The organism is Desulfovibrio inopinatus DSM 10711 (genome assembly GCF_000429305.1).
Taxonomy (GTDB): Bacteria; Desulfobacterota; Desulfovibrionia; order Desulfovibrionales; family Desulfovibrionaceae; genus Alteridesulfovibrio; species Alteridesulfovibrio inopinatus.
Map to the genome: position 1 here is coordinate 137429 of NZ_AUBP01000020.1, position 22104 is coordinate 159532.

Below are 22104 nucleotides of genomic sequence, written 5' to 3' on the forward strand. Positions count from 1 at the left end.
GGCTCCATATTGTCTCTTATGCATTCTAGCACAGATTTTCATTCTCTACATACTGCCTTTTCCCGCCGTCTGAAGTGCGTCATCATCCACAAGTCGAGCACAGGACAGCGCAACACCGACGAGCAACCAGACAAGATATTCCGTAAAGTAGAGGTCGAAAAAACCATAAAAAAGAATATTGATCAGTGCCGCAGTGGTAAACAGCGTTATCTGTCGTTTTTGAAGCGTGACGGCCATGTCGATAGCGGTGCGCATTCGCGATAGGGTAATAGCAAAAATAAGAAGATAGAGAAATATTCCCGGGAAACTGAGTTCAGACACCATGGAAACATAAATACTATGCGGATGTGGTCCCCATGGGTCAAGATATTGAAACACCCCCCCGATGCCAACACCGAGGAAATCGGAATCTACCCATTGGCCCAGTGATTGCCCCCACCATGTCAATCTATCGCTTGTCGATGATCCTTCGGTATCGCCTGTCGTCTGGCTTTCGATGACTTTCAGGTGTTTCACGAGATCGGCGCTGTGGACAGTGACGAAACAGACCGCAATAGTGAGAAAAAACAGTGTCATGCTGGTTAAGGCAAACCGTCGCCAGGATCGTTGCATGAGAATGAGAAATCCAAACGTCGGAACCAAACTGACAATGGCGCCTTTACTCATAGTGCTCAAGTGGCCGCAGAGAATGAACAGCGTCAGAACGATGGTCCAATTGCGTTTCTTTCGGTTGGTGATGGTCATGGCCTGGGCCAGACCGAAGAGAATTGCCACGTCGAGCCAGATGGACGTTACAAGGGGGTGAGCAAATCCATGTCCTCGTTTGGCAACGGTGAGATCGTTGAAAACGATCACCAATCGATACAAATGGGTCCGGTCGAGGATCACGCTCAGGTAGTCGGGATAGGTATAGAATGCAAAGATCGATATGGCTGCATTGATGGCTCCACAAATGATGACAAACCACATAAAGGCAGACAGTCGTTGCCAGGATGAGAGTATTGCCGGCGTCACGACCAAAGCAAAAGGGAGGATAGCAACCAGATTCCGGAGTTCATACAGGCCACGCGTTATATCATGGCTCCAAGAGAGAGAAGCCAAAGCCAGAATAAACAGTGCAAAAACAGGGAGATCAACAGGCGTTGGGCGCCAACGAGGCAAGGTGCCGAGCGCACGGTGGGCGGCATAGGAGAAGAGTGACAGGATGATAAGAATGTCGAACGGTCGAACGGGATATTGCACCGCTCCTTTTGTCATCGTGAGCGTGATGACAATGAAAGAAAAGGACGCGACGGTACAGCAATAGAACGCAATCGGAGACAGCGCCAAATATAGGACAAGCGGCGACAAGGCCAGAACCAGGCTCGTCTCCAGCGGCCAGAATGCAAAGGCGATTCCGCAACACGCAATAAGGACGCTTCCCAGGACGGCCCAAGTCGGCGGCAATGTGGGAGCAGAAACGGCCGGGGAAAGCGTTCCTCGGCCGTGAGATGAAGCAAGAGAAGACGTATCGGACACCATACTATCGTGCTCTATCGAAACCGTAATCTACTACTGTGCCCATACGACGTATATGGTCTTTTCCGGATGTACGAATGTGATCACGGTTGCCCCCGAGGCGTCTTTCCGTTCGGTGGTTTTGGAGAAGTCGCAGCCTTCAAGAAGGTCTATGAGTTTTTTGTAGGAATAAAAACTGAGTTTTTTCACGTCTCGACCTAAATCATTGTCGAAACGGCCGTCATAAATGAGGCCAAAATTATCGAACCATGTTCCGTCGTGTTCAAACCCTTCAAGCATGCCAAATGCCCAAAAGACTTTTTTTGCGCCAAGGCCGAGCAGCAGGCTGAACCGTTTGACGAGGTCGGAGGCTTGGAGTTTCTCACTCTGGAACGGCCAGGTTCCATTGCCTTTGAACTGTTTGGGCGATCCGGAGTATGTACCGGTTTCCGTCACCCATATCTCGGTATTGGAATACCCGGCACTTTGCAGGGTGCGTTTGACCCGGGCAAAGCAGTCTCGGGCGGCATCCTGCCAGATAGATGCCTTGGAGAGCACGTGGATATCGAAAATATCGACGTTCCTCCCTCGCAATTGTTCGAGCATGGGTTTGTAAAAATTATCGAAAACTTCCGGTTGTTGAAAGCGTGACAGACCACCTGGAGCCACTTTGCACGATGGACAGGCGTCTTTGACCGCTTTGGAGGCAATATCATAGAGTCGAGTATACCCTTGCCAATCATTCGATCGGAAATCGGGTTCGTTGAGAACCTGCCAATGGCGTATGGGGTTATTCAGTCGGACTTGTGCATTGGACCCATCGTATCGCTTGACTGACTCTTGGACAAAATCAGCAAATTTACTTTCCAGTCCGGCGTCGGCAAGTCGAAATCCCTGGATATTTCCCATGCTCCCCGTGGTTCGTCCGCGCAATCCGCCAATGTTGGCAAAGATGTTGAGCTCTTGAGGAACACTTTGATAGACATAATCGTTTTCTTTGAAGTCGAAAGTTCCCTTGCTGAGCATGCCCTGGTTTTGCACCTTGCCCCACAAAACATAGAACGCTGGTCGGTCCCAGCCGACGCCTAAATCAAGGGCTTCTTCGTACTTATGTCCTTCTCGTGAGGGGGGAACGCGCTGTCCTTTGGAAGGCAGAATTTTTGTGGTGTTGGCCGGATGCATGCCGAACGGTGATTCCGTAGAGGACACTGCACCGGGGTTATCCCCGATGGCCACTATGTACACCGGGTTGGTCGTGGCTTTGAGCTCAACGAATCCGTCAGCCGCAGACAGCGACTTGACGGCAAATGCAGAACCGAATTGTGTCACATCTTTCCCGGCATCAGCTTCGGGAACCGCTGATATCACGGTGACTTCGGGAGCTTTGACCGGCAGTTTCACCATGCTTGCGGCATTGTCGTTTACAGTGACATTGGAGAGAGGGCTCTTCGTCATCCCTTGTTGCGGGGCAGCTTGTGGCACCATGTCTTTGGCAGCGGCGCGAGGAATGGTGTTTGTCCCGATCGGTATGGTCGAATTTTGTGCCGGCCGGAAGGCGGTTGTCCCCGCGGGCCTCCCGTTGTTTTGGTTTTCAAACACCGCACTGCCTCCGCTTTGCGCTGGAGGCGTAAATGTCATGGACGGTTTGGGGAGTGTTGTCGGATCATCGGTACCCGTGGCGGTGCTGTCCGGTGTCTCTTTCGAGCGGGGCGGGGGGGAAATGAGGAAATAATTTGAGTCGGCCGCATACATGACGCCACCGGCTTGTGGATCAAGGCTTGTCATTGCCAGCGTTAAATAGCGGTCGGCGTGTTCGAAGTTGCCTTCTTTTGCTGCTCGTTTGGCTTGGTCATTGTAAGCTTCTGCCCTGGAGACATCGACACCGAGGCGACGTTTTTCTTCCAACAGTTGACGGAAACGGCGAATTTTTTCTTGTGGTGTATTGCCGAATGCCAATCGATCCGGAGTCAGTGACGCAATGGCCGGGCGTCCTTCAGCCGGTCGATGTTCGGAACTCGGCAAGGAATTCAGTGCATTAATCGCCTGTGTCAAATATTGTTTGGCCTGGTCATAATCCCCGTTTGCCGCTGCCTGCATGGCCTGGCGGTTGAGTCGGGCCGGCTCGGAAACATCATGTCCCTGTGCAACCTTGGCCTTGAAAAGCTGCTCATACGTTGCAACATCGGACTGACGCTTTGATTCGTTTTTATGATCGCTCTCGAATAAACTGCACCCGGCGCTGCCGGCCAGTACGGTCAATACAAGTACCATCATCAGGCCAACGGTTTTTCGTTTGCCTTCCATAAGACCCCCCATGAAAACTGGGAAAATGAAATGTATTTATTACGTCAGAATTCTACCCCAGGCACACTCGATTAGCAAAGCCTTTCCCTGGAGATGAGCATGGACGTGGCGCTGGTCAAGTTTATTGTTCCCTGGTAGCACATGAGCGAACCATGAGTATACGCTTCACCTCGTATTCTTGTATGTCTCTGCCTTTTTTTCTTCTTTTGGTCGCGGCGTACAATATTGCAGAGCTGACGCGTTAATCGAGAACGATGAGAAAATAACGCCATGCGAATGCGTATCAAAATTTTTTGCCTTTTGCTGTTCTTCAGCCTGGTACCTCTGATTCTTTCCATAACGTTTGTGCATTTTTACGCTAAAGAGCGCTCTGCACATTTTTCTACTGGCGTGAAAGGTATTTTACGTCGTGTGTATGAGCATGAGTTGGTCAACAGCGCCCGTGATTCCTCTATCATTTTACGTAAAGATTTTTCCTATGTGGAGATGGCAGTTCGTTCGCTCTCGCTGGAGAGCAAGCAAGTGCTGTCGAATCGGTTGGAAGATGATTCAGGACAATCGTTATTTTTTGTTGAACGTGCAGAACTTCCCAAACACTTTCATCCGGCAGCCAATGATGCAACGCATGACGGCGCGACTCCGACAACGCCGGGATATGAACGCATCGTGTATTATCTGTACAAAGGGAAAGCTGGCAAAGCTGCACGGGGTGCGGCGGCGTCATTGAATAGCCTGCTTCCCTATTTTCAGTCCGTGATACTTAATCCAGACAATATCGCATGGCGTATATATGTTTGCCTTGATGACGGCATTCACGCTGCCTACCCGGTGCAAGGCATACTTCCCAAAGGCTACGATCCCAAATCTCGCCCTTGGTACGTGAAAGCGTTGCAAAACCCAGGAGACGTTGTGTGGAGCGGCCCCATGCCTGATGCCTCGTCTCAGCGTATTGTGTTTACATGTTCGCAGGCAGTCCTGGACAATGCGGGACATGTTCTTGGTGTGGCCGCGATGGATGTGTTGCTTAAAGCCGTTTTGTCTGACAACGTTGCGAGCAGTGCTCTTTCCAAAGAACTTGAGACCTATATCGTAAGCCGTGACGAAACGTCGGGTGCAGTGCAATTCAATATTCTTGCCACGCGGCAATACGAAGACGAAAAAACGTCGTGGAATGAATCGGTTCAGATCAAGCCACTTGAATTTTCCGATGAGGAATCCAAAGCGTTGTTCATGCGGGCAATCGAAGTCGAGCATGCCGGGAGAATAACGCTGCCGTTTGAAGGGGAAGAGACCATTTGGGCTTTTTCCAAACTTTTTTCACATTCCTATTTTCTGCTGCTTTTGCCCACAAGTAGTGTCAATAAAGTCGTCGACCAGCCGATGGATATCTTGGCATCGATTATGCGTGACCAGCGCTACAAGGTTGGTGCGGCATTACCGATTTTAATGTTGGCGGCAGCGGCTACCGCATTCTTTTCTTCACGACGTATGAGTAATCAGTTTCAGGCCATGATCGACGCCTGGAATCGGCTTGGACAGGGAGATTTCACGACTCGATTGACGCTCAAGACCAATGATGAACGTGATCGGCTGGTTGAAGCCTTCAATGAGATGGTCCCCAAATTGGAAGAACATGTGGCCATGAGTAAAGCCCTGGCGCTAGCTCATGAAGTGCAGCAGGAATTATTACCCTCGTGTCCTCCGACGCTGCCTGGGTTCGATATTGCGGGTATCTCGGTTTCGTGTGATCAAACTGGTGGGGATTATTACGATTATTTCTTTCGAGAGAATGGTCACCTCGCATTGATCGTTGCCGATGTCTGTGGACATGGCATCCCGGCGGCATTACTTATGGCGACGTTGAAGGGGGCACTGCGACAACGTGCCGATCAGCCCGGCGAGCCTGCGGCCATCATCACTGATGTGAATAGGCAAATCGCAAATATTACCCAGGGATCGGGACGATTTTTGACGGCATTCTATGCGGAAATCGATCCCAAGAGTATGACCATTACCACGGTTCGAGCCGGACACGATCCGGCTTTGGTCTATGATCGAAAGGCCGAGACCTGGGACGAGCTTATGGGCAAAGGCATCGCCGTTGGGGTCATACCCGATGTTGTGTACACCGAGGAAACTCACCGCTTGCGCCCCAACCACATTCTTCTCGTCGGGACGGACGGTATTTGGGAAGCCAAAAATGAGGCTGGCGAACTTATGGGCAAAAAGCCCATGCATGAAGCTATTCGTCAAAATGCAGACAATACGGCTGCTGCCATTATTGATGACATTCTCCATGCTGTTGAGCAACATCGCGGCCACAGTAAACCGGATGACGATGTGACCATGATTGTGGTTCGGGTAAAGGAGAAATTCGATGAAGACCATCCCACTCACACCGCAGCATCGTGATGGAAGTCGGCTTTCTGCTGAACTTCATCTGCCAGAACGCGATATACGAGGCGTGGCGCTTCTTCTGCACGGTTTGCTGAGTTCGCAACGGAGTTCGACGAATACAACACTCATCCCTATTTTAAATGATGCGTCCATTGCGTCATTGTCTTTCGATTTTATGGGGCATGGTGATAGTGATGGAGAGCTTAAGGATATTTGTATTTCATCGGGAGTCGAGGGCGTGAGTGCAACGCTTACAGCCACACGGGAACATTTTCCGAATATGGCTTCGTTTCCATTGGTCGTGTTCGGCTCCAGTTTTGGTGGTGCCGTTGCATTGGCCAGTGCGCCATATATGAGCCCTTGTGGTGTTGTTCTCAAATCTCCAGCGCTCGATATCGCCGGTTTCCAGCGTCAGATTCGTGGTGATGCCATCATGCAGCAGTGGAAAGAAGACGGTGTATTGAGCCTTCCTGAATTTGGTCCCGATATTGCGTTGTCCTATCGTTTCATTTCCGATTCCCTCGGCTATGACAGCTATACTCTTGCACAGGCCTGCTCGTGTTCCTTCGCCATTGTGCATGGTACGGTCGATGAGGCTGTCACTGTGGAACAGAGTCGTCGGCTCGCGTTGCTCTTGGGGGATCGGTGTCGGTTTCTGGAAATTGATAGCGGTGACCATCGATTTTCACGGCCTGAGGATTTCACGCATGCTCTTGACTTCTGTGCAGCGTCCATCATTGATATGATGCAGTCATAGCATGACGATGATTGGGCGGCCGGTTACAACAAACCGGCCATGTCCAAAACAGACATGGCCGGAGTTATGTCGTGAGACGATAAGGCGCTATGCGCCTTGGTTGCGAATGGTAAAGCCTTGCGGAGCCAAGCCTGTTGATGACGGTGTTCCAGCCACTTTGGACAGGTACGCATCGCCCAACGCTTCGATGTGCTTTTTGACATTGTCGAAGTAGTTGAGGTGCTCTTGTTCCTCTTCGATAATCGTTTCAAAGAGTTTCACGGTGATACTGTCGCCATTTTCACGAGCAACAATGGCGAATTGGTTGTATGCGTCGACGGTGTCGTCTTCAAGGCCGACATCGAACGCAAAGATGGCACCGACCTCCTGGTTTCGTTCGACAGGCCCCTCTTTTTCCGTGGTCGGCTCCCCTCCAAGCTCCTTAATCCGTTCGGCAAATTGCTCGGCGTGACGCATCTCGTCGATAGCGACAAGTTTCATGTTGGCGGCCATTTCGCCAAAATCCATGTCATCCAGGCCATAGTGCTGATTCATGTACTGGTGAATAGCCTGAAGCTCCATGGATCGGGCTTTGTTGAGAACTTCCAGAACGTTTTTGCGGCGTTGTTCTTTATCCTGCGACATATGAGACTCCTTAGGGGTGTGAATAGGCATGGTTACGGAAAAATGTTTTTTCATATTCCCTATCAACAAAACACGACAAATTGTCAAACCCTCACTTCCGTACTTGCCCTGTTTTTTTAGAAGGAGTGTCGAAAGAAGTTTTCACGTTCTTCATTCAAAAAGCAGCGATGTATTTCGATACAGCTTGTTGATTCCGCTGGTTTGCACCACGGAATAATATATACATATACTTTATTCTCTTGAATCCACATTTTTCCCCATGCTTCAATTGTTCCGTCTATCGTTTCTTTTTGATACATTAATACTGGTGTTGCATTCTCTGGAAATTCATATTGTTCGCCATGAGAATGTCGATAAAAGTCAAAGCAAAAGCAAAGAAAAGCACAATGATGCAACAATGTTTCATGTCAAAAGACTCCTTTTGCAGTGTGAGCAATATGCTTAGCATTATCAGTGTCTTATGGGAGTAGATATTGCGTAGGCAAATAGTTGACCAATCATCTTGCGTTCATTTTTTTGCTTCTTTTTCATCGGAGAGAAAGCCGGGAAGACAGAAGAAAAGAAATGAGAAAAAGGGAACAGGCAAAATTCAGTTCTCACTCAATAAAGAGAGCCGCAACGACACATCATTGCGGCTCTCTCATTTTTCTCTCAAAAAGAGAAAATGTGATCAAACTATTCTGTTCATACAAGCGTCATAGCAACAATTTCTTGCAAAGTACCGGAAAAATAGTCCTCTATTTTTCCAAAACCGCTCCACTGGCTGCGGAAGAAACGCTCCGGCTATAACGGGCAAGCACGTTGGTTGGTGCGGGCTTTTCCGGATGCGTGAGGTTTTGACGGCGTGTCTCAAGGGTGGCTTCATCAACTTTGAGGTTGAGGATGCGTTTCGGGATATCGATTTCGATGAGATCGCCTTCTTCCACCAAAGCAATCGTGCCTCCGTCGGCAGCTTCCGGGCTGATGTGACCAATAGCTGCACCGCGAGTACCGCCGGAAAAGCGTCCATCGGTGAGCAAAGCGACATCGGAACCAAGTCCCATACCCATGATAAAGGCTGTCGGTGACAACATTTCGCGCATGCCTGGGCCGCCTTTGGGGCCTTCATAGCGAATCACAACGGCATCGCCTTTTTCGATCTTACCGGCAAGAATCGCTTCTCCGGCTTCTTCTTCCGCATTAAACACGCGGGCGCGGGCTGTGCGCTGCATCATTTCCGGAGCCACGGCTGATTGCTTGACCACGGCGCCGTCAGGGGCGAGGTTGCCACGCAAAATGGCGATACCACCCTGTTCGGAGTAAGGTGTATCCGCGCGGATGACGTCAGGATTCGTGATAACGGGCTTCAGGTCGGCCAGGTTTTCGCCAACGGTCTTGCCGGTGACGGTCAATGCCGTCGTGTCGATTAATCCCTTTTGCACCAGGGCATTCATAACAGCCGGAATGCCGCCAGCCGCGTGCAGGTCTTCAATGTGATGGTGCCCGGCCGGAGACAGTTTGCACAAATTGGGTGTTTTTTGGCTGACTTCGTCGAAGATGGACAGGGTGAGGTCCAGGCCGGCTTCAGAAAAAACAGCGGGCAAGTGCAGCACGGTGTTCGTCGAGCATCCCAAAGCCATATCCATGGCCACGGCGTTGGCCACGCTTTTTGGGGTGACAATATCGCGAGGCCGGATATCTTTGTCGACGAGTTCCATGACTTTCATCCCGGCAGTCTTGGCAAGCCGGACGCGTTGGGCCGTCACAGCAGGAGCCGTACCGTTTCCGGGCAGGGCCAAACCGATGCTTTCCGACAAACAGTTCATGGAGTTGGCGGTAAACATCCCGGAACACGAGCCGCATCCGGGACATGCCTTCATTTCCAAATCGGCCAATGCTGCTTCATCCATGTCACCACGCTTGACGCGGCCGACTGCTTCGAACACAGTAATAAGGTCCGTGGCATCATTGCTGCCCGGTTTGGACGTGGGACCGGCCATCATGGGGCCACCACTGACGAGCACAGCCGGAATGTTGAGACGCAACATGGCCATCAACATGCCGGGGACGGATTTGTCACAGTTGGGGATCAGCACCAGACCATCGAAGGGGTGAGCGGTGGCCATGATTTCAATGGCATCGGCAATATTTTCACGCGAAGGCAGCGAATAGCGCATGCCGGCATGGTTCATGGCGAGGCCGTCACACACGCCGATAACGGGGAATTCCAACGGCGTACCGCCAGCCAAACGCACACCGTCCTTGACTGCTTTGGCAAGCGTGTCAAGATGGATATGGCCGGGAACAACTTCATTGGCGCTGTTGACCACGCCGATAAGTGGGCGTTCGATTTCTTCCCTGGTCAAACCCAGGGCGTAAAGCAGTGACCGGTGAGGGGCTTTTTCAATGCCCCCGGTCATAAGTTTGCTACGCATGGACGACTCCTTGATGTATGTGAGCCCGGCTGGGAGCGGTCGCCGAAATTTTTGGCCGCAGACCGCGTCGGGCACGGAAATTTGATGGTTCGTTGCAGTGTTTGGGTGGTAGCATGGGGAACCGCACCGGGCAAGCCATGTGAGCCCAACACAGCGGATTCAAGAAGAGATTGTAAACGGATTCTGACTTTTTGCCTAACAGGAAATAAGGATACGACAATGCATACGTTTGTTTGTAGCAGAGGTTTATGGCGCGTTGTACACTGTGTGATTCTTATGGCGATATTTTGGACAGGGGGGGCTCGACTCGTTTCTGCTGCGGATATCCAGCCGATATCATCGGAAGAATATGCATCGTTTCTTTCTGATCCGTCAACGACGTGTCTCGTTGTTGGCATGGCGTCATGGTGCGCTCCATGCAAGGAAGAATTGCCGACTCTTGTTGCTTTATATAATGAATTCAGCTCAAAAGGCCTATGTATACGCGGTATAAGTCTCGACTACCAGGGAGCAGATGCCATGGCTCCGATTCTTGACGCATTGAATGTGCCGTTTCCCGTTGTATGGTTGGGGGAACAGGGTCTTGAAGAATTCGGATTCTACGCTATTCCCATGACGCTTGTGGTCAAACAGGGAGAGATTACTGAACGTCTTATCGGAGTACAGTCGGAAAACACGTTGAGACCCATTATTGAAGAGTTGATAACACGGACGAACTGACTCTTTTTATTTACCCCACTTGCCTTACCCCTCCTTTTGTGTCACATGATACATATCTATATTATTCAAGGCTGTTTGATAACAAAAACGGAGGGTTCAATGAAAATTACTCGATTGATGCTTTGCGCGTTTGCGCTTTCTTTGGCTCTGGTTGGGACGGCTTTTGCCGCTGATACGTTGATGATGGCTACCACCACCAGCACGGACAATACGGGACTTCTCGATGTTCTGGCTCCTGAATTTCAGAAAGATACGGGCATCGAACTGAAGTGGACTGCCGTTGGCACAGGGAAAGCTCTGAAAATGGGTGAGAATTGCGACGTGGACGTGCTGCTTGTTCATGCCCCTGCCGCTGAAAAGAAATTTGTGGATGCCGGTTTTGGGAAAGACCGTCGCGAAATCATGTATAACGACTTCGTCATTATCGGGCCCGCCGCTGATCCGGCTGGTGTGAAAGGCAAGTCCGTCACCGATGCGCTGAAGACGATTGAAGCCAAAAAGGCTCCCTTCGTCAGCCGTGGCGACAATTCCGGTACGAACAAAAAAGAGATCTCGCTGTGGAAAGCCTCTGGCATGAACGTGCCTGACAAGGCTCCCTGGTATGTTCAGACTGGTCAGGGCATGTTGTCCACCATCAATGTTGCGGCCGAAAAGAACGGCTACACCATGACCGACCGCGGTACCTTTATTAAGTACGCTGATAGCAAAAAAGGCAATCCGCCGCTGGTCGTTCTGGTTGAAGGCGACAAAAATCTGTTCAACCAATACAGCGTCATTCCCATTGATCCCAAGCATTGCGCCAAAGCCAAAAACGATTTGGCTATGAAGTTCAGTGATTGGTTGGCTTCCAAAAAGACACAAAAAATGATTGCTGACTTCCAGCTTATGGGCAAACCATTGTTTACGCCCAACGCGAAATAATTGTCTGTTATACTGGACGGCCCTGCTTTCGCAGGGCCGTTTTTTCGTTGCGAAATTCTTTTGTTTGTTACATGACAACGTCCTTCCTTTCATGAAACAAGCGTCACTCCGCAACAATAGTCAGTAGTCTCCACGCGGATGATAGTTGGAGAATTTGTATGGATTATATTGCCTCGGGTATTTGGCACGCCATTGGCCTCCTTATGAGGCTTGATCCACAAACCGTCTCGGCCATCACAACGACGTTGACAGTTTCCACGATGTCAATGATCGCCTGTTTTTGCATTGGCTCTCCTCTCGGTTTTGTCCTGGGTTATTTTGAATTTCCTGGAAAACGAGCTGTCCGACTTGTTGTCGACACACTGCTTTCATTGCCGACAGTTGTTATCGGGCTTATCGTGTATGCATTCCTGACACGGCATGGCCCTCTTGGAGGGCTGAATCTCCTGTTCTCCATTCCCGGTATCGCCCTGGGCCAAACATTGCTTGGCTTACCTATTGTTGTGGCGATGACGGCCACTGCCGTGGAAAGTATGGACACCCGACTCCATCAAACGTTACTCACTTTGGGAGCGAATCCCTGGCAGGTTCTTCTCACGACATTATGGGAAGCACGGTTTTCCATGCTCCTGGCCGGCGCCTCGGCGTATGGCCGTATTGTTTCGGAAATTGGTATATCCATGATGATTGGGGGCAATATCAAATGGCATACCCGAACCATCACAACAGCTATTGCTCTGGAAACGGGGAAAGGTGAGTTCGCCATGGGGATCGCCCTTGGCATGGTGCTGATGATTATAGCCTTTATCGTCAACCTGGCTGGAGCCAGCCTGCGACGAGTTGCCTGATGATGGATAATATTTTCGAATTGCGAAATCTCAAACGGTATTATAGCGGGCGTTGTGCTCTCGATTTGGAGCATTTCGATATCGCCCGTGGTTCTATTCTTGGCGTTGCCGGTCACAACGGGAGCGGGAAAAGTACGCTTATGCGTATGCTGGCATTGCTCGAAACACCCGATGAAGGCAGAATTATTTTTGACGGCGCTGTGACCACACCTAAAGATTCGGCCGCTCGGCTTAATATCACGTTGCTCACCCAAGAACCATATTTGCTCAAACGCTCTGTCCTCGCCAATGTTGCGTATGGCCTGAAAGTTCGTGGTATATCTGGTATACGGGACAAAGCAGCCGAAGCCATGGAAAAGGTTGGGCTGAGTCCTGACGTATTTTTGAGTCGATCATGGCGTGAACTTTCCGGTGGTGAAGCCCAGCGTGTTGCGTTGGCTGCACGACTTGTACTACGGCCAAAGGTACTGCTGCTTGACGAACCGACAGCAAGCCTCGATCTGGAAAGTACCAAACGCATCGTCCAAGCGGCGCTTGCCGCCCGCGACGAGTGGGGGACAACGATCATTGTTGTCAGTCATGATATGGAATACCTTGATGCAATGACCGATAACCGACTTGTTCTCGCTCGAGGCTGCCCTGTAGAAAGTGCGACTGTCTAGCTTCCCTCCATGAAGAGGCATTGCGTCCGCAATGTCATGTGGTGTTCTCACCCTGTGCTTCTGTGCATTCATATCACATGGGGTATCCATTCAAGCCTTGTCTAAATGGCAGTCCGAATGTATCGTGCCTGATTCGTTACTGTTCGTATATTGACGGGCCGGCATGTGAATGCATTTATGCCGTTCTTCCTCGAACCATCTTCCCATGCAGGATGCGCCATGACCCGAGTCGCTTTCCCTGTTGTTCTTCTCCTTTCCTTCCTGTTGTTTCTCCCGTGTTGTGCGCCATTACCCGTTTCACCGCAATCCATTGCCGACGCCGAACCTGACGGTGTTGTGGGCTGCGTTTCTCTCGGCATTGTTCGTGGGTATTCGGACATGGGCAATTTGTCGCATGGCCAAGGTCTGCAACGGGCGAGAAATGCCGCTCGCATTGATGCCGCCCGGCTTGGTGCCGACCACATTGTGTGGCGTCCTATTCCTGATGTGTACGCTCCGTATATCTCGGCTGACACGTACCGCTGCAAATCCACTTCAACCTCGTCGGATAACGTTTCGAGGACGCCATGACCATCAAACCGCTTTGCTTGCCGTGCGTTATTATTTTTTGTCTGCTTGCATTGACTCCAGCTCTGGCTGAGACGGATAAAGATGCTGAAATTACGCGTCTTCGTCAGGAACTTGAGGAGGTCAAAGCCCAATACGCTGCCAGCATGAAGACGATGGAAGAGCGATTGAGTGCTTTGGAAGAGAAAACGACACGAAACGAAGAGAAAACTGATGCGGTCAAAAAGGTTGTCGACAAAACCGAAAAGCTTGCCAGTGGTTTCGAGTTCGGCGGCTATCTTCGTTCCGGTTTTGGCGTCAACAGCCAAGGAGGGGTCATGGAACCTTTCCAGGCTCCCGGCGCTGGGGCAAAGTATCGTTTAGGCAACGAAGCCGAGGTTTACGGAGAACTTGTCCTGGCGAAGAATTGGCTCAATTTCGACGATCTTGACGGGCCGTTTTTCCGGACACAGGTACGCATGTCGTTCTCGAATTCGTATTACAATTCCGAGACCGACGGCACCGCCGATGTTTTTGCTATTCGCGAAGCCTACGCGGAAATGGGGAATTTCGATTGGTCACCGGGCGTCAAATTCTGGGTCGGGCAACGGTTCTACCGGCGCAAACATATCTACATCAATGACTACTATTGGCTCGATATGAGTGGCTTCGGTGGTGGCGTCGAAGACATTCCGGTCTGGAGTTTGGGGAAACTTGCCCTTGCCTATCTTGGTGGCTCTACTGACCGCTATCGATTTAAAAACATTGGGTATGTCTCAAAGAATACTATCGACATCCGCTTGTACGATGTCAATGTGCCACTCGGGAAAGGAATGTTCTGGCTTTCCGGCTCACTCGTCAAGGGGGGGACGTATACCGATTCGAACGACATCACTCGCGGGTATCCCGATGCGAATGGCTTCGGTGCCGGGTTCTCCCATTCTCGTGACGACTTTTTGGGTTTGACGGACGGGTATCAAGAAATTTCCGTCCAATATGGACGTGGTACGAGCGCGGATTTTACAACGAATGTTCAAGATCCTACGCAGGGTCTTGCCGACGCCTGGAATTTTCAGGTCACGGCCTCCGGTCTTGCCCAGATTACCGAACAATTCGCCGTTATGCCGGTGTTCATTTTTGAGCATCGCGATAACGGCGCAAGCTGGCGATCAGAGACCATGTGGATTTCTGGAGGTTTGCGCCCTATTTGGCATTTTAACAAGCATTTTGCCGTATCGCTCGAAGGCGGACTCGACTGGGTCGCCTCCGAGCCCTACAATGCTTACGGTACTCTCTACAAGATCAGCCTTGCCCCAGAGCTTACTATATCCGAAGATATCATGGGCCGTCCTGTACTTCGTGCCTTTGCCACGTATGCCGGATGGACTGACGGACTCAAACGCCATGTTGGTGGCTCGGCCTTCCGCAATTGTCTCGATGGCGCATCTTTTGGGCTGCAAATGGAAGCCTGGTGGTAGGCCTGCTCCCCTCCTGAAGATATACGGGGGAAGCTCTTTCGCTTCCCCCGTGCATCGGTCTATCGTTTTTCTTGTCGTGCTTTTGAAGCATAAGCATGCATGCATTGTACGTTCGGTCTTTCATTGAACGTGATCGCAGCCTGCTGTCCATCTTCCCGCCATTCATTCTCACCGTTTCCTTCCGTTGGATTTTGGTCTTTTGAGAAGAGCGCATTTTTGCGTACGGGTTTTTATAAAACATATGTATGTTTCATACGGTCGTTTGACACGATTGTTTGTTCCGTGTACGACCCCGCAAGAGGTGAATCATGGAAGAAGTCAAAACAAACTCTGAGAAAGGCGAAGCAACGCGAGCACGGCTCATTGAGGTTGGAACGCGTTTGTTTGGTACCCACGGCTACCATGGGGTGTCCGTACGCATGCTTGCCAAAGAGGCTGGCGTCAATTTAGCCGCTGTTGGGTACCATTTTGGGGGCAAGCCAGGGCTCTACCAAGCCATTGTCCAAAAGAGCATTCACGCTGCGCAAACCGGGCCCCCCGCATTTGATGAGCGGTTTTTCGAGACACTGAATGGCATTGAGACACGTGAAGAAATGTCGCAATTTGTTGATCGGTTTGTCAGAGAATTCATGAATTTACTGATGGGGAAGGAAGAAAATCTTTGGGTAGCGCTCATTATGCACAATGAAACGCATAAACCTACAGAGCAGTTTGCCCAATTATTCGATAATATCGGCGATCCAGTTATGCGTTGCTTTGGAGCGATTGTCGCTGCAGCCACAGGCGATCCCGTTGGAAGTGATGAAAATTTCATTGCTGCATTCGCCATCTGTGGAATGTGTCTGCATTTCGTCGAAGGTCATCCGTATTTTTTGCCGCGCATTGGATGGCAAACTTACGAAGAAAAGCATGTCGAAATCATTGGACGGATTGTTTCCGGACAAATACTGCGCGCTCTGGATCTACCTCCATATACAAATGCGGGAGACAGCAAATGATGTCATCGAAAAAAGCAACATCCCTTTGTATTGTTGTGATAGCAGCATGCCTTCTGTCTGGTCTCAGCGGATGTCACGACGTCGTTGTGGAACAGCCGAAAATCGTTCGACCTGTTAAAGTGATGATGGTCTCCCAAGGGGACGGCGCGCTTGAACGGACATTTTCCGGTACATCTCAAGATGCGATGGACTCGGATCTGTCATTCCAGGTTGGTGGACGTATCATTTTCATGCAGGCCAAGGTCGGGCAGCAAGTCTCGGTCGATGAAGTTTTGGCACGACTTGATCCTGTTGATTTTGAATTGCAGGAAAAACAAGCCAAAGCGCAACTGGAGCAAGCCCGAGCTGAATTCATCAAAGCTCAGGCTGATGTTTCGCGTATCCGGGTGCTGTACGAGAAGGCCGTGGTGAGCAAAAGCGAACTCGATGCTGCCGAAGCCGTCTATAAAACCACTGGAGCATTGCTTGATGCGGCAAATCAACGGTTTGATATTGCAAAGCAAAATTTAAATTATACGGTCCTACACGCTCCCTTTGACGGCATTGTAAGCGATGCTCCGCTGGAGGTTCATCAGGTCGTGAATGCGGGACAGACCATTGTTTCATTGAAAGCCGATCAACAGCTTGAAGTCGTGGTCGGGATTCCTGATGTTCTTATTGCCGATATTTATCGTGGTGAGCAGGTTGTTGTCACATTCGATGCGCTTCCCGGAGCATCATTGTCAGGCATTGTCACGGAAGTCGGCGTCGATGCGGGCAGTAGTACGACCTATCCCGTCACGATTACACTCACCGAGCGACCGGTCCGAGCGCGAAGCGGTATGGCAGCACGCGTCACCTTTGTTCTCGGTAAAAAAAAGGGCAAGCCCATTGTGCCGGCGGTAGCCGTTGTTGGCAATCCTGACACCACGACCCACGTTTTCACCGTTGATCCGGAAACGGCCATCATTCACAAAAAGATGGTTACGCTTGGACCGATTACAAAGCACGGTTTGACGATCGATTCAGGGCTAATCCCAGGGGAAATACTCGTTATACGTGGTGTTCATAGTGTCGAGGAAGGCATGAAGGTTCGTATCCTCTCCGAGACATCGTAACGGGAATGGCCAGAGTTTTGCGTCCAGAACATTTTCCGGACACAACCTTCTTTTTGAAGTGAGGTAGAGTGTGAATCTGGCTGCCTGGTGCATTAAAAACGATAGAACGGCATTTGCGTTATTTGCTCTTATTCTTCTTGCCGGGATGATGTCGTTTGTCAGTATATCGCGAAGTGAAGACCCGGATTTTACCATTCGGGTTGCGGTTATTGTGACCCCTTTTCCCGGTGCTGCGCCCAAACGGGTTGAAGAGCTTGTCACAGACAAGATCGAAGAAAAGATCCGTGAAATGCCGCAGGTGAAGAATATCCAATCACAATCCATGACCGGTGTCTCGGTCGTGCGTGTGGAATTTCAGCACCGATACAAAGACATGGGGCCGATTTGGCAAAAAATGCGGAACAAAGTCGATGATGCAGCCGCATTACTCCCGCCTGAAGCGGGTCGACCTCAGGTCAATGATGAGTACGGCGATGTCTATGGCATTTTGATTGCCGTGACCGGTTCGGAATATTCCATGCGAGAATTGAAGGACGTGGCGGACAATGCGCGTGATATTCTGAAAAAAGTCAAAGGCGTCGGCAAGGTCGAACGTGTTGGTGTCATCGATGAACGCGTTTTTGTGGAATTTTCCAACGCGAGATTGGCGGAATTCGGATTTACTCCATATCAACTTGCCGCGGCCATTGATACGCAAAACGCCATTACGCCGGGCGGAGATGTCATTGATGGTCCGGAGCGCATCGGTATCGAACCGACCGGGGTCATCACCAATCTCGATGAATTACGAAACCTGTCCTTGCGCCTGCCTGGCAAAGACTATGGCGTAGCACTATCTGATGTCGCCAGCATCTCTCGTGGGTATGTCGACCCGCCCGATACGCTGGTTCGCTACAATGGTCAGCCCGCGATACTGCTCGGTATCAGCATGGTGAAAGGCGGCAATATCATGGAGCTTGGAGAACGTGTCACCACGGCGCTCCAAACGGTTGAATCCGAGACACCGCTCGGCATCGACCTGAATGTCTTTATGTACCAGCCTGAACACGTTGAACGAGCTGTGTCCGACTTCATGATGAATCTCTTGGAGTCGTTCGGGTTTGTTTTCGTTGTCATGCTTATCTTTGCCGGGTGGCGTATCGGGCTGATCGCCGGTTCGCTTGTTCCGATGGCCATGTTGGCCTGTTTGGCGCTGATGCCGATGTTCGATGTCGGTCTGCAGCGTATTTCCATTGCATCGCTTATTATTTCTCTTGGGATTCTGGTGGATAACGGGGTCGTCGTCAGTGAGAATATTCTTGTCCGTCTTGTTTCTGGACAAGATCGGTATGCGGCGGTGACGGAGGCGGTTCAGGAACTGTGGATGCCGCTGATGGCAGCATCGTTGACCACCATATTTGCATTTCTTCCCATTCCGTTGGCGCAAAGTGAAGTCGGGGAGTATTGCGCATCCATTTTTGTCGTGGTGACGCTGACACTTGGAGCTTCTTGGTTGCTTTCGCTGACCATGGTGCCGATGCTCTGCTACCGCTTCCTCAAGCCCAAAGTGATAACCGAGCATCCCGATTCCATGCTCATGCGATTCTATCGCTGGATACTCGGCTTAGCACTTCGTAATAAAACGCTTTTTCTGCTCTTTGTCGGTGTGGCCTGCGCCGTTGCTATTTGGGGGTTCCAGTTTGTTCCTAAAATGTTTTTTCCTCCCAATGAGCGACCTCAACTTTTGATTGATTTTTGGCAACCCTACGGTACCGATGTCATGGAAACATCACGTCGTGCCGCATTGTTGGAAGAGTTTTTATTACAGGATCCTGAGACTAAATCCGTGGGTTCGTTTGTCGGATTTGGCGGCCCGCGTTGGGATTTGACCTTATTTCTTGAAGAGCAAAATACAAGTCTGGCTACCATGGTGGTCAATACGAAGACTATCGACGGAGTGGACGGCCTGCTTGAGCGTGCTGATCAGCATTTGAAGCGTACCTTTCCCGATGCATCGTATAGTCTGAAAAAATTGATGAATGGTCCACCCGTTGGCGCTGCCGTGCAGATTCGGCTGTCTGGTGAGGATATTCCTTCATTGTACCGCATACGAGACCGTATCGCCGCTTTGTTGAAAGAGCGATCCGATATTACCCGCGTGTGGGACGACTGGGGAGAATGGACGAAAAAACTTGTCCTTAATGTGGACCAGGAACGCGGGCGCAAAGCCGGTCTGTCGAGCGAAGACATCGCCCTGTCTATGATGACGGAAACAACCGGATTGCACGCTTCCGATTATCGCGAGGGCGATACGATTATTCCCATTTTGCTGCGCAGTGAACAGTCCTTGCGTCATGAACCTGATCGGTTGGTCGGGCTTAACGTCTATGCCCAAAACGCTGGAGCTGGGGCTTGGCATAGTGTCCCCTTGTTGCAGGTCGCTGATCCAGAACTGGTCTGGCAACCGTCCAATATTCGCCGTCGCGACCAGACGCGTACTATCACTATTAAAGCCGACGTCGCTGCTGGCGCTTTTGCATCGCAAGTGCTGGCCGACGTTGCACCACAAATCGATGCCATGCGCTCTCAGCCAGATTGGCCAACCGGATTTTTTGTGGAGTATGGCGGGGAACATGAGAAGAGTGATGAATCGCAGGCGAGTATCAATGCCAATATGCCTTTGGCCATGGGCTTACTTGTTTTGACGCTTATCGCGCAATTTAACTCGCTTCGTCGACCCATTATCATTCTCCTGACATTGCCGCCCATGATCTGCGGTATTACTGCCGGCATGCTGTTGACCAATGCACCGTTCGGATTCATGGCTATGCTGGGCATGATCAGTTTACTCGGCATTATCGTCAACAATGCCATCATGCTCATTGATCGTATCGAAATACTGCGTGGCCAAGGAATGTCCGTGGCTGATGCCGTCTATCTTGCCGCGCAACAACGCGTGCGTCCTATTCTCATGACGACGATTACCACGGTCATCGGGATGCTTCCGTTGTCGCTGCAAGGAGGGGAAATGTGGCGCCCCATGGCGAACTGCATCATTTCGGGGTTGTCCTTTGCCACCGTCCTGACACTACTCCTCTGTCCTGTCCTTTATATGGTTTTTATGGGGCGAGACACACGCCCTGTGCAGAACGCGGAATAGAAAAAACGGCCGTCCGAATTCGGGCGGCCGTTTTTAATGGGGGAGTCTTGGTGTGTGGTTTTGCGTTGGGGAACGCAAATGTATCTTGTAGTCAACACTTCAGGAACGTCTGTCAGCTAAGTTCATCGGCGATTTCAGTTGGTTCAGTTCCACCTCCACCCAGGACATATTTCGTCATGAAGATACCGAAGGCGGTAACAGCCGCGATAAGGCCGATGATGACGGACAGAGAATAATCCAGGTTCAGTCCGATTTTGGCATTGCAGATAAAGGTCACACAGACGGTGGTCATAAACGTCGCCGGAATCGTGGCGATCCAATGCAGTTTGGCGCGTTGGGCAAGGTAGACCGCGGCGGTCCACAACATCATGCAGGCCAGCGACTGATTGGCAAAGCCAAAGTAGCGCCAGATGGTAGAGAAATTCTGTGTAGAAATGAGATATCCGATGATGAACAGCGGAATGGCGATGAGCAAGCGTTTGCTCGATTGCCCCTGTTCCACTTTGAACGCTTCGGCCACAATGAGCCTTGTAGAGCGAAAGGCGGTGTCCCCACTGGTGATGGGCAGAACGATGACGGCGGCGATGGCCAGCGCGCCACCAAAAGAGCCGAGCAGGCCATGCGAGACTTCCGCGACCACGGCCGACGGGCTTCCGGCGGCGACCACGGCGTTCAGAGCTTCCGGAGAGTTGTAGAACGACAGTCCCAACGTACACCAGATTAATCCGATGATACCTTCAATGATCATGGAACCGTAGAAGACGGACCGACCTTGGCGTTCATCGGTGACGCAACGAGCTATCAGCGGCGATTGCGTGCAGTGAAAGCCGGAGATAGCGGAACACGACAGGGTGATGAACAACAACGGCCAGATCGGTTTGTCTCCGGGGTTGACGTTGGTCATGATGTCCATGTTCGGCAAAATTTCATGGCCGCTGCCCAGCAAGGCAATGGCGAGTGCCACCGTCATACACAGCAGTAGTGCGCCGAGAAATGGATAGATACGGCCAATAATTTTGTCGATGGGAAGGATGGTGGCCAGGAAGTAGTAGCCGAAAATACAAGCAACGAAGATGCCAGTATGCACACCTGTCAGGCCAGTCAGCAATTTTGCTGGACTGAGGACAAAGACGACGCCAACCAGCATGAGCAGAATAAAGGAAAATACCCGCATCACCTGACGGGCAGACAAGCCCATGTATTCACCAACAATTTCGGGAATGGAAGCACCGTTATTGCGGATGGATAGCATTCCGCTGAAGTAGTCATGGACGGCGCCGGCAAAGATACAGCCGACAACAATCCAGACAAGCGCGGCTGGACCATAAAGCGCACCGAGAATGGGACCGAAAATAGGACCGATACCGGCAATGTCGAGGACCTGGATCAGAATCAATTTCCATTTCGGCATGGCCATGTAGTCGACACCGTCATGCATGGCAATGGCGGGAGTGACGCGAGTCGAATCGGGGGAGAAGATTTTTTCAACCAATGTTCCGTACACAAAGTAGCCCAGGATCAACAGGGCTATACAACTGAAAAAATACAGCATCGCAGTTACCTCCAGAAAAGATGTCATGCTTCAAGAGTGGCTGCCCCTTCCCTTACGAGGTCTGGATGAACAATTTCTACCGAATTTGATTGAACCGTCAATTTGGTCGGTTGAATGAGCAAATCACATGATTGAATGAAACGCTTCAGC

At 50.9% G+C, this 22104-nt stretch carries 16 protein-coding genes; 11 read left to right on the forward strand and 5 right to left on the reverse strand.

Annotated features, from left to right (window positions below; translation table 11 throughout):
- Nucleotides 1-45 precede the first annotated feature (45 nt).
- Both G451_RS0112945 and G451_RS0112950 read right to left on the reverse strand, forming a co-directional pair.
- A complete protein-coding gene (locus tag G451_RS0112945) occupies nucleotides 46-1521 on the reverse strand; it encodes an O-antigen ligase family protein (protein ID WP_027184590.1) in 1476 nt (491 codons plus the stop codon).
- Nucleotides 1522-1551: 30 nt separating this feature from the next.
- Nucleotides 1552-3801: a glycoside hydrolase family protein gene (locus G451_RS0112950; protein WP_027184591.1), complete on the reverse strand. Its 2250-nt coding sequence runs from the start codon at nucleotides 3799-3801 to the stop codon at nucleotides 1552-1554.
- Between the two features lie 270 nt (nucleotides 3802-4071).
- Between G451_RS0112950 and G451_RS0112955 the strand changes: the two genes are divergently transcribed.
- Nucleotides 4072-6213, forward strand: coding sequence for a SpoIIE family protein phosphatase (locus G451_RS0112955; RefSeq protein WP_027184592.1), 2142 nt, complete (start codon nucleotides 4072-4074; stop codon nucleotides 6211-6213).
- On the forward strand, nucleotides 6179-6955 hold the full coding sequence (locus G451_RS0112960; RefSeq protein WP_027184593.1) for an alpha/beta hydrolase: 777 nt from the start codon (nucleotides 6179-6181) through the stop codon (nucleotides 6953-6955). The genes G451_RS0112955 and G451_RS0112960 overlap by 35 nt, the downstream gene beginning before the upstream one ends.
- An 87-nt stretch (nucleotides 6956-7042) precedes the next feature.
- On the opposite strand, the gene G451_RS0112965 is transcribed toward G451_RS0112960, so the two are convergent.
- Together G451_RS0112965 and ilvD are read right to left on the reverse strand one after the other, a co-directional pair.
- Complete coding sequence (locus tag G451_RS0112965) at nucleotides 7043-7579, reverse strand: ferritin-like domain-containing protein (RefSeq protein WP_027184594.1); 537 nt, start codon at nucleotides 7577-7579, stop codon at nucleotides 7043-7045.
- A gap of 737 nt (nucleotides 7580-8316) precedes the next feature.
- On the reverse strand, nucleotides 8317-9993 hold the full coding sequence (gene ilvD, locus G451_RS0112980) for a dihydroxy-acid dehydratase (RefSeq protein WP_027184596.1): 1677 nt from the start codon (nucleotides 9991-9993) through the stop codon (nucleotides 8317-8319).
- A 219-nt stretch (nucleotides 9994-10212) separates the two neighbouring features.
- Here ilvD and G451_RS0112985 point away from each other — a divergent pair, with 219 nt between their 5' ends.
- The 9 genes from G451_RS0112985 (at nucleotide 10213) to G451_RS29305 (ending at nucleotide 20402) form a co-directional block, all read left to right on the forward strand.
- Nucleotides 10213-10713, forward strand: a complete 501-nt coding sequence (locus G451_RS0112985) for a TlpA family protein disulfide reductase (RefSeq protein WP_027184597.1) — start codon at nucleotides 10213-10215, stop codon at nucleotides 10711-10713.
- 99 nt (nucleotides 10714-10812) lie between these two features.
- Nucleotides 10813-11634, forward strand: coding sequence for an ABC transporter substrate-binding protein (locus tag G451_RS0112990; protein ID WP_027184598.1), 822 nt, complete (start codon nucleotides 10813-10815; stop codon nucleotides 11632-11634).
- 158 nt (nucleotides 11635-11792) lie between these two features.
- Nucleotides 11793-12482: an ABC transporter permease gene (locus G451_RS0112995; RefSeq protein WP_027184599.1), complete on the forward strand. Its 690-nt coding sequence runs from the start codon at nucleotides 11793-11795 to the stop codon at nucleotides 12480-12482.
- Nucleotides 12482-13144, forward strand: coding sequence for an energy-coupling factor ABC transporter ATP-binding protein (locus tag G451_RS0113000; RefSeq protein ID WP_027184600.1), 663 nt, complete (start codon nucleotides 12482-12484; stop codon nucleotides 13142-13144). Before G451_RS0112995 ends, G451_RS0113000 begins: the two co-directional genes overlap by 1 nt.
- Before the next feature lie 219 nt (nucleotides 13145-13363).
- Nucleotides 13364-13714 carry a DUF4156 domain-containing protein gene (locus tag G451_RS0113005; protein WP_027184601.1) on the forward strand — a complete coding sequence of 117 codons (351 nt, stop codon included), beginning with the start codon at nucleotides 13364-13366 and terminating at the stop codon, nucleotides 13712-13714.
- Nucleotides 13711-15168: a carbohydrate porin gene (locus tag G451_RS32795; protein WP_051261470.1), complete on the forward strand. Its 1458-nt coding sequence runs from the start codon at nucleotides 13711-13713 to the stop codon at nucleotides 15166-15168. Before G451_RS0113005 ends, G451_RS32795 begins: the two co-directional genes overlap by 4 nt.
- A gap of 308 nt (nucleotides 15169-15476) precedes the next feature.
- Nucleotides 15477-16166, forward strand: a complete 690-nt coding sequence (locus tag G451_RS0113015) for a CerR family C-terminal domain-containing protein (RefSeq protein WP_027184602.1) — start codon at nucleotides 15477-15479, stop codon at nucleotides 16164-16166.
- Nucleotides 16163-17263 (forward strand): efflux RND transporter periplasmic adaptor subunit, encoded by a 1101-nt coding sequence (locus tag G451_RS0113020; RefSeq protein ID WP_027184603.1) that lies wholly within the window; start codon nucleotides 16163-16165, stop codon nucleotides 17261-17263. Before G451_RS0113015 ends, G451_RS0113020 begins: the two co-directional genes overlap by 4 nt.
- Before the next feature lie 70 nt (nucleotides 17264-17333).
- Nucleotides 17334-20402, forward strand: coding sequence for an efflux RND transporter permease subunit (locus G451_RS29305; protein ID WP_034642151.1), 3069 nt, complete (start codon nucleotides 17334-17336; stop codon nucleotides 20400-20402).
- Between the two features lie 112 nt (nucleotides 20403-20514).
- On the opposite strand, the gene G451_RS29310 is transcribed toward G451_RS29305, so the two are convergent.
- A complete protein-coding gene (locus G451_RS29310; protein WP_051261471.1) occupies nucleotides 20515-21954 on the reverse strand; it encodes a carbon starvation CstA family protein in 1440 nt (479 codons plus the stop codon).
- Nucleotides 21955-22104: the final 150 nt, after the last annotated feature.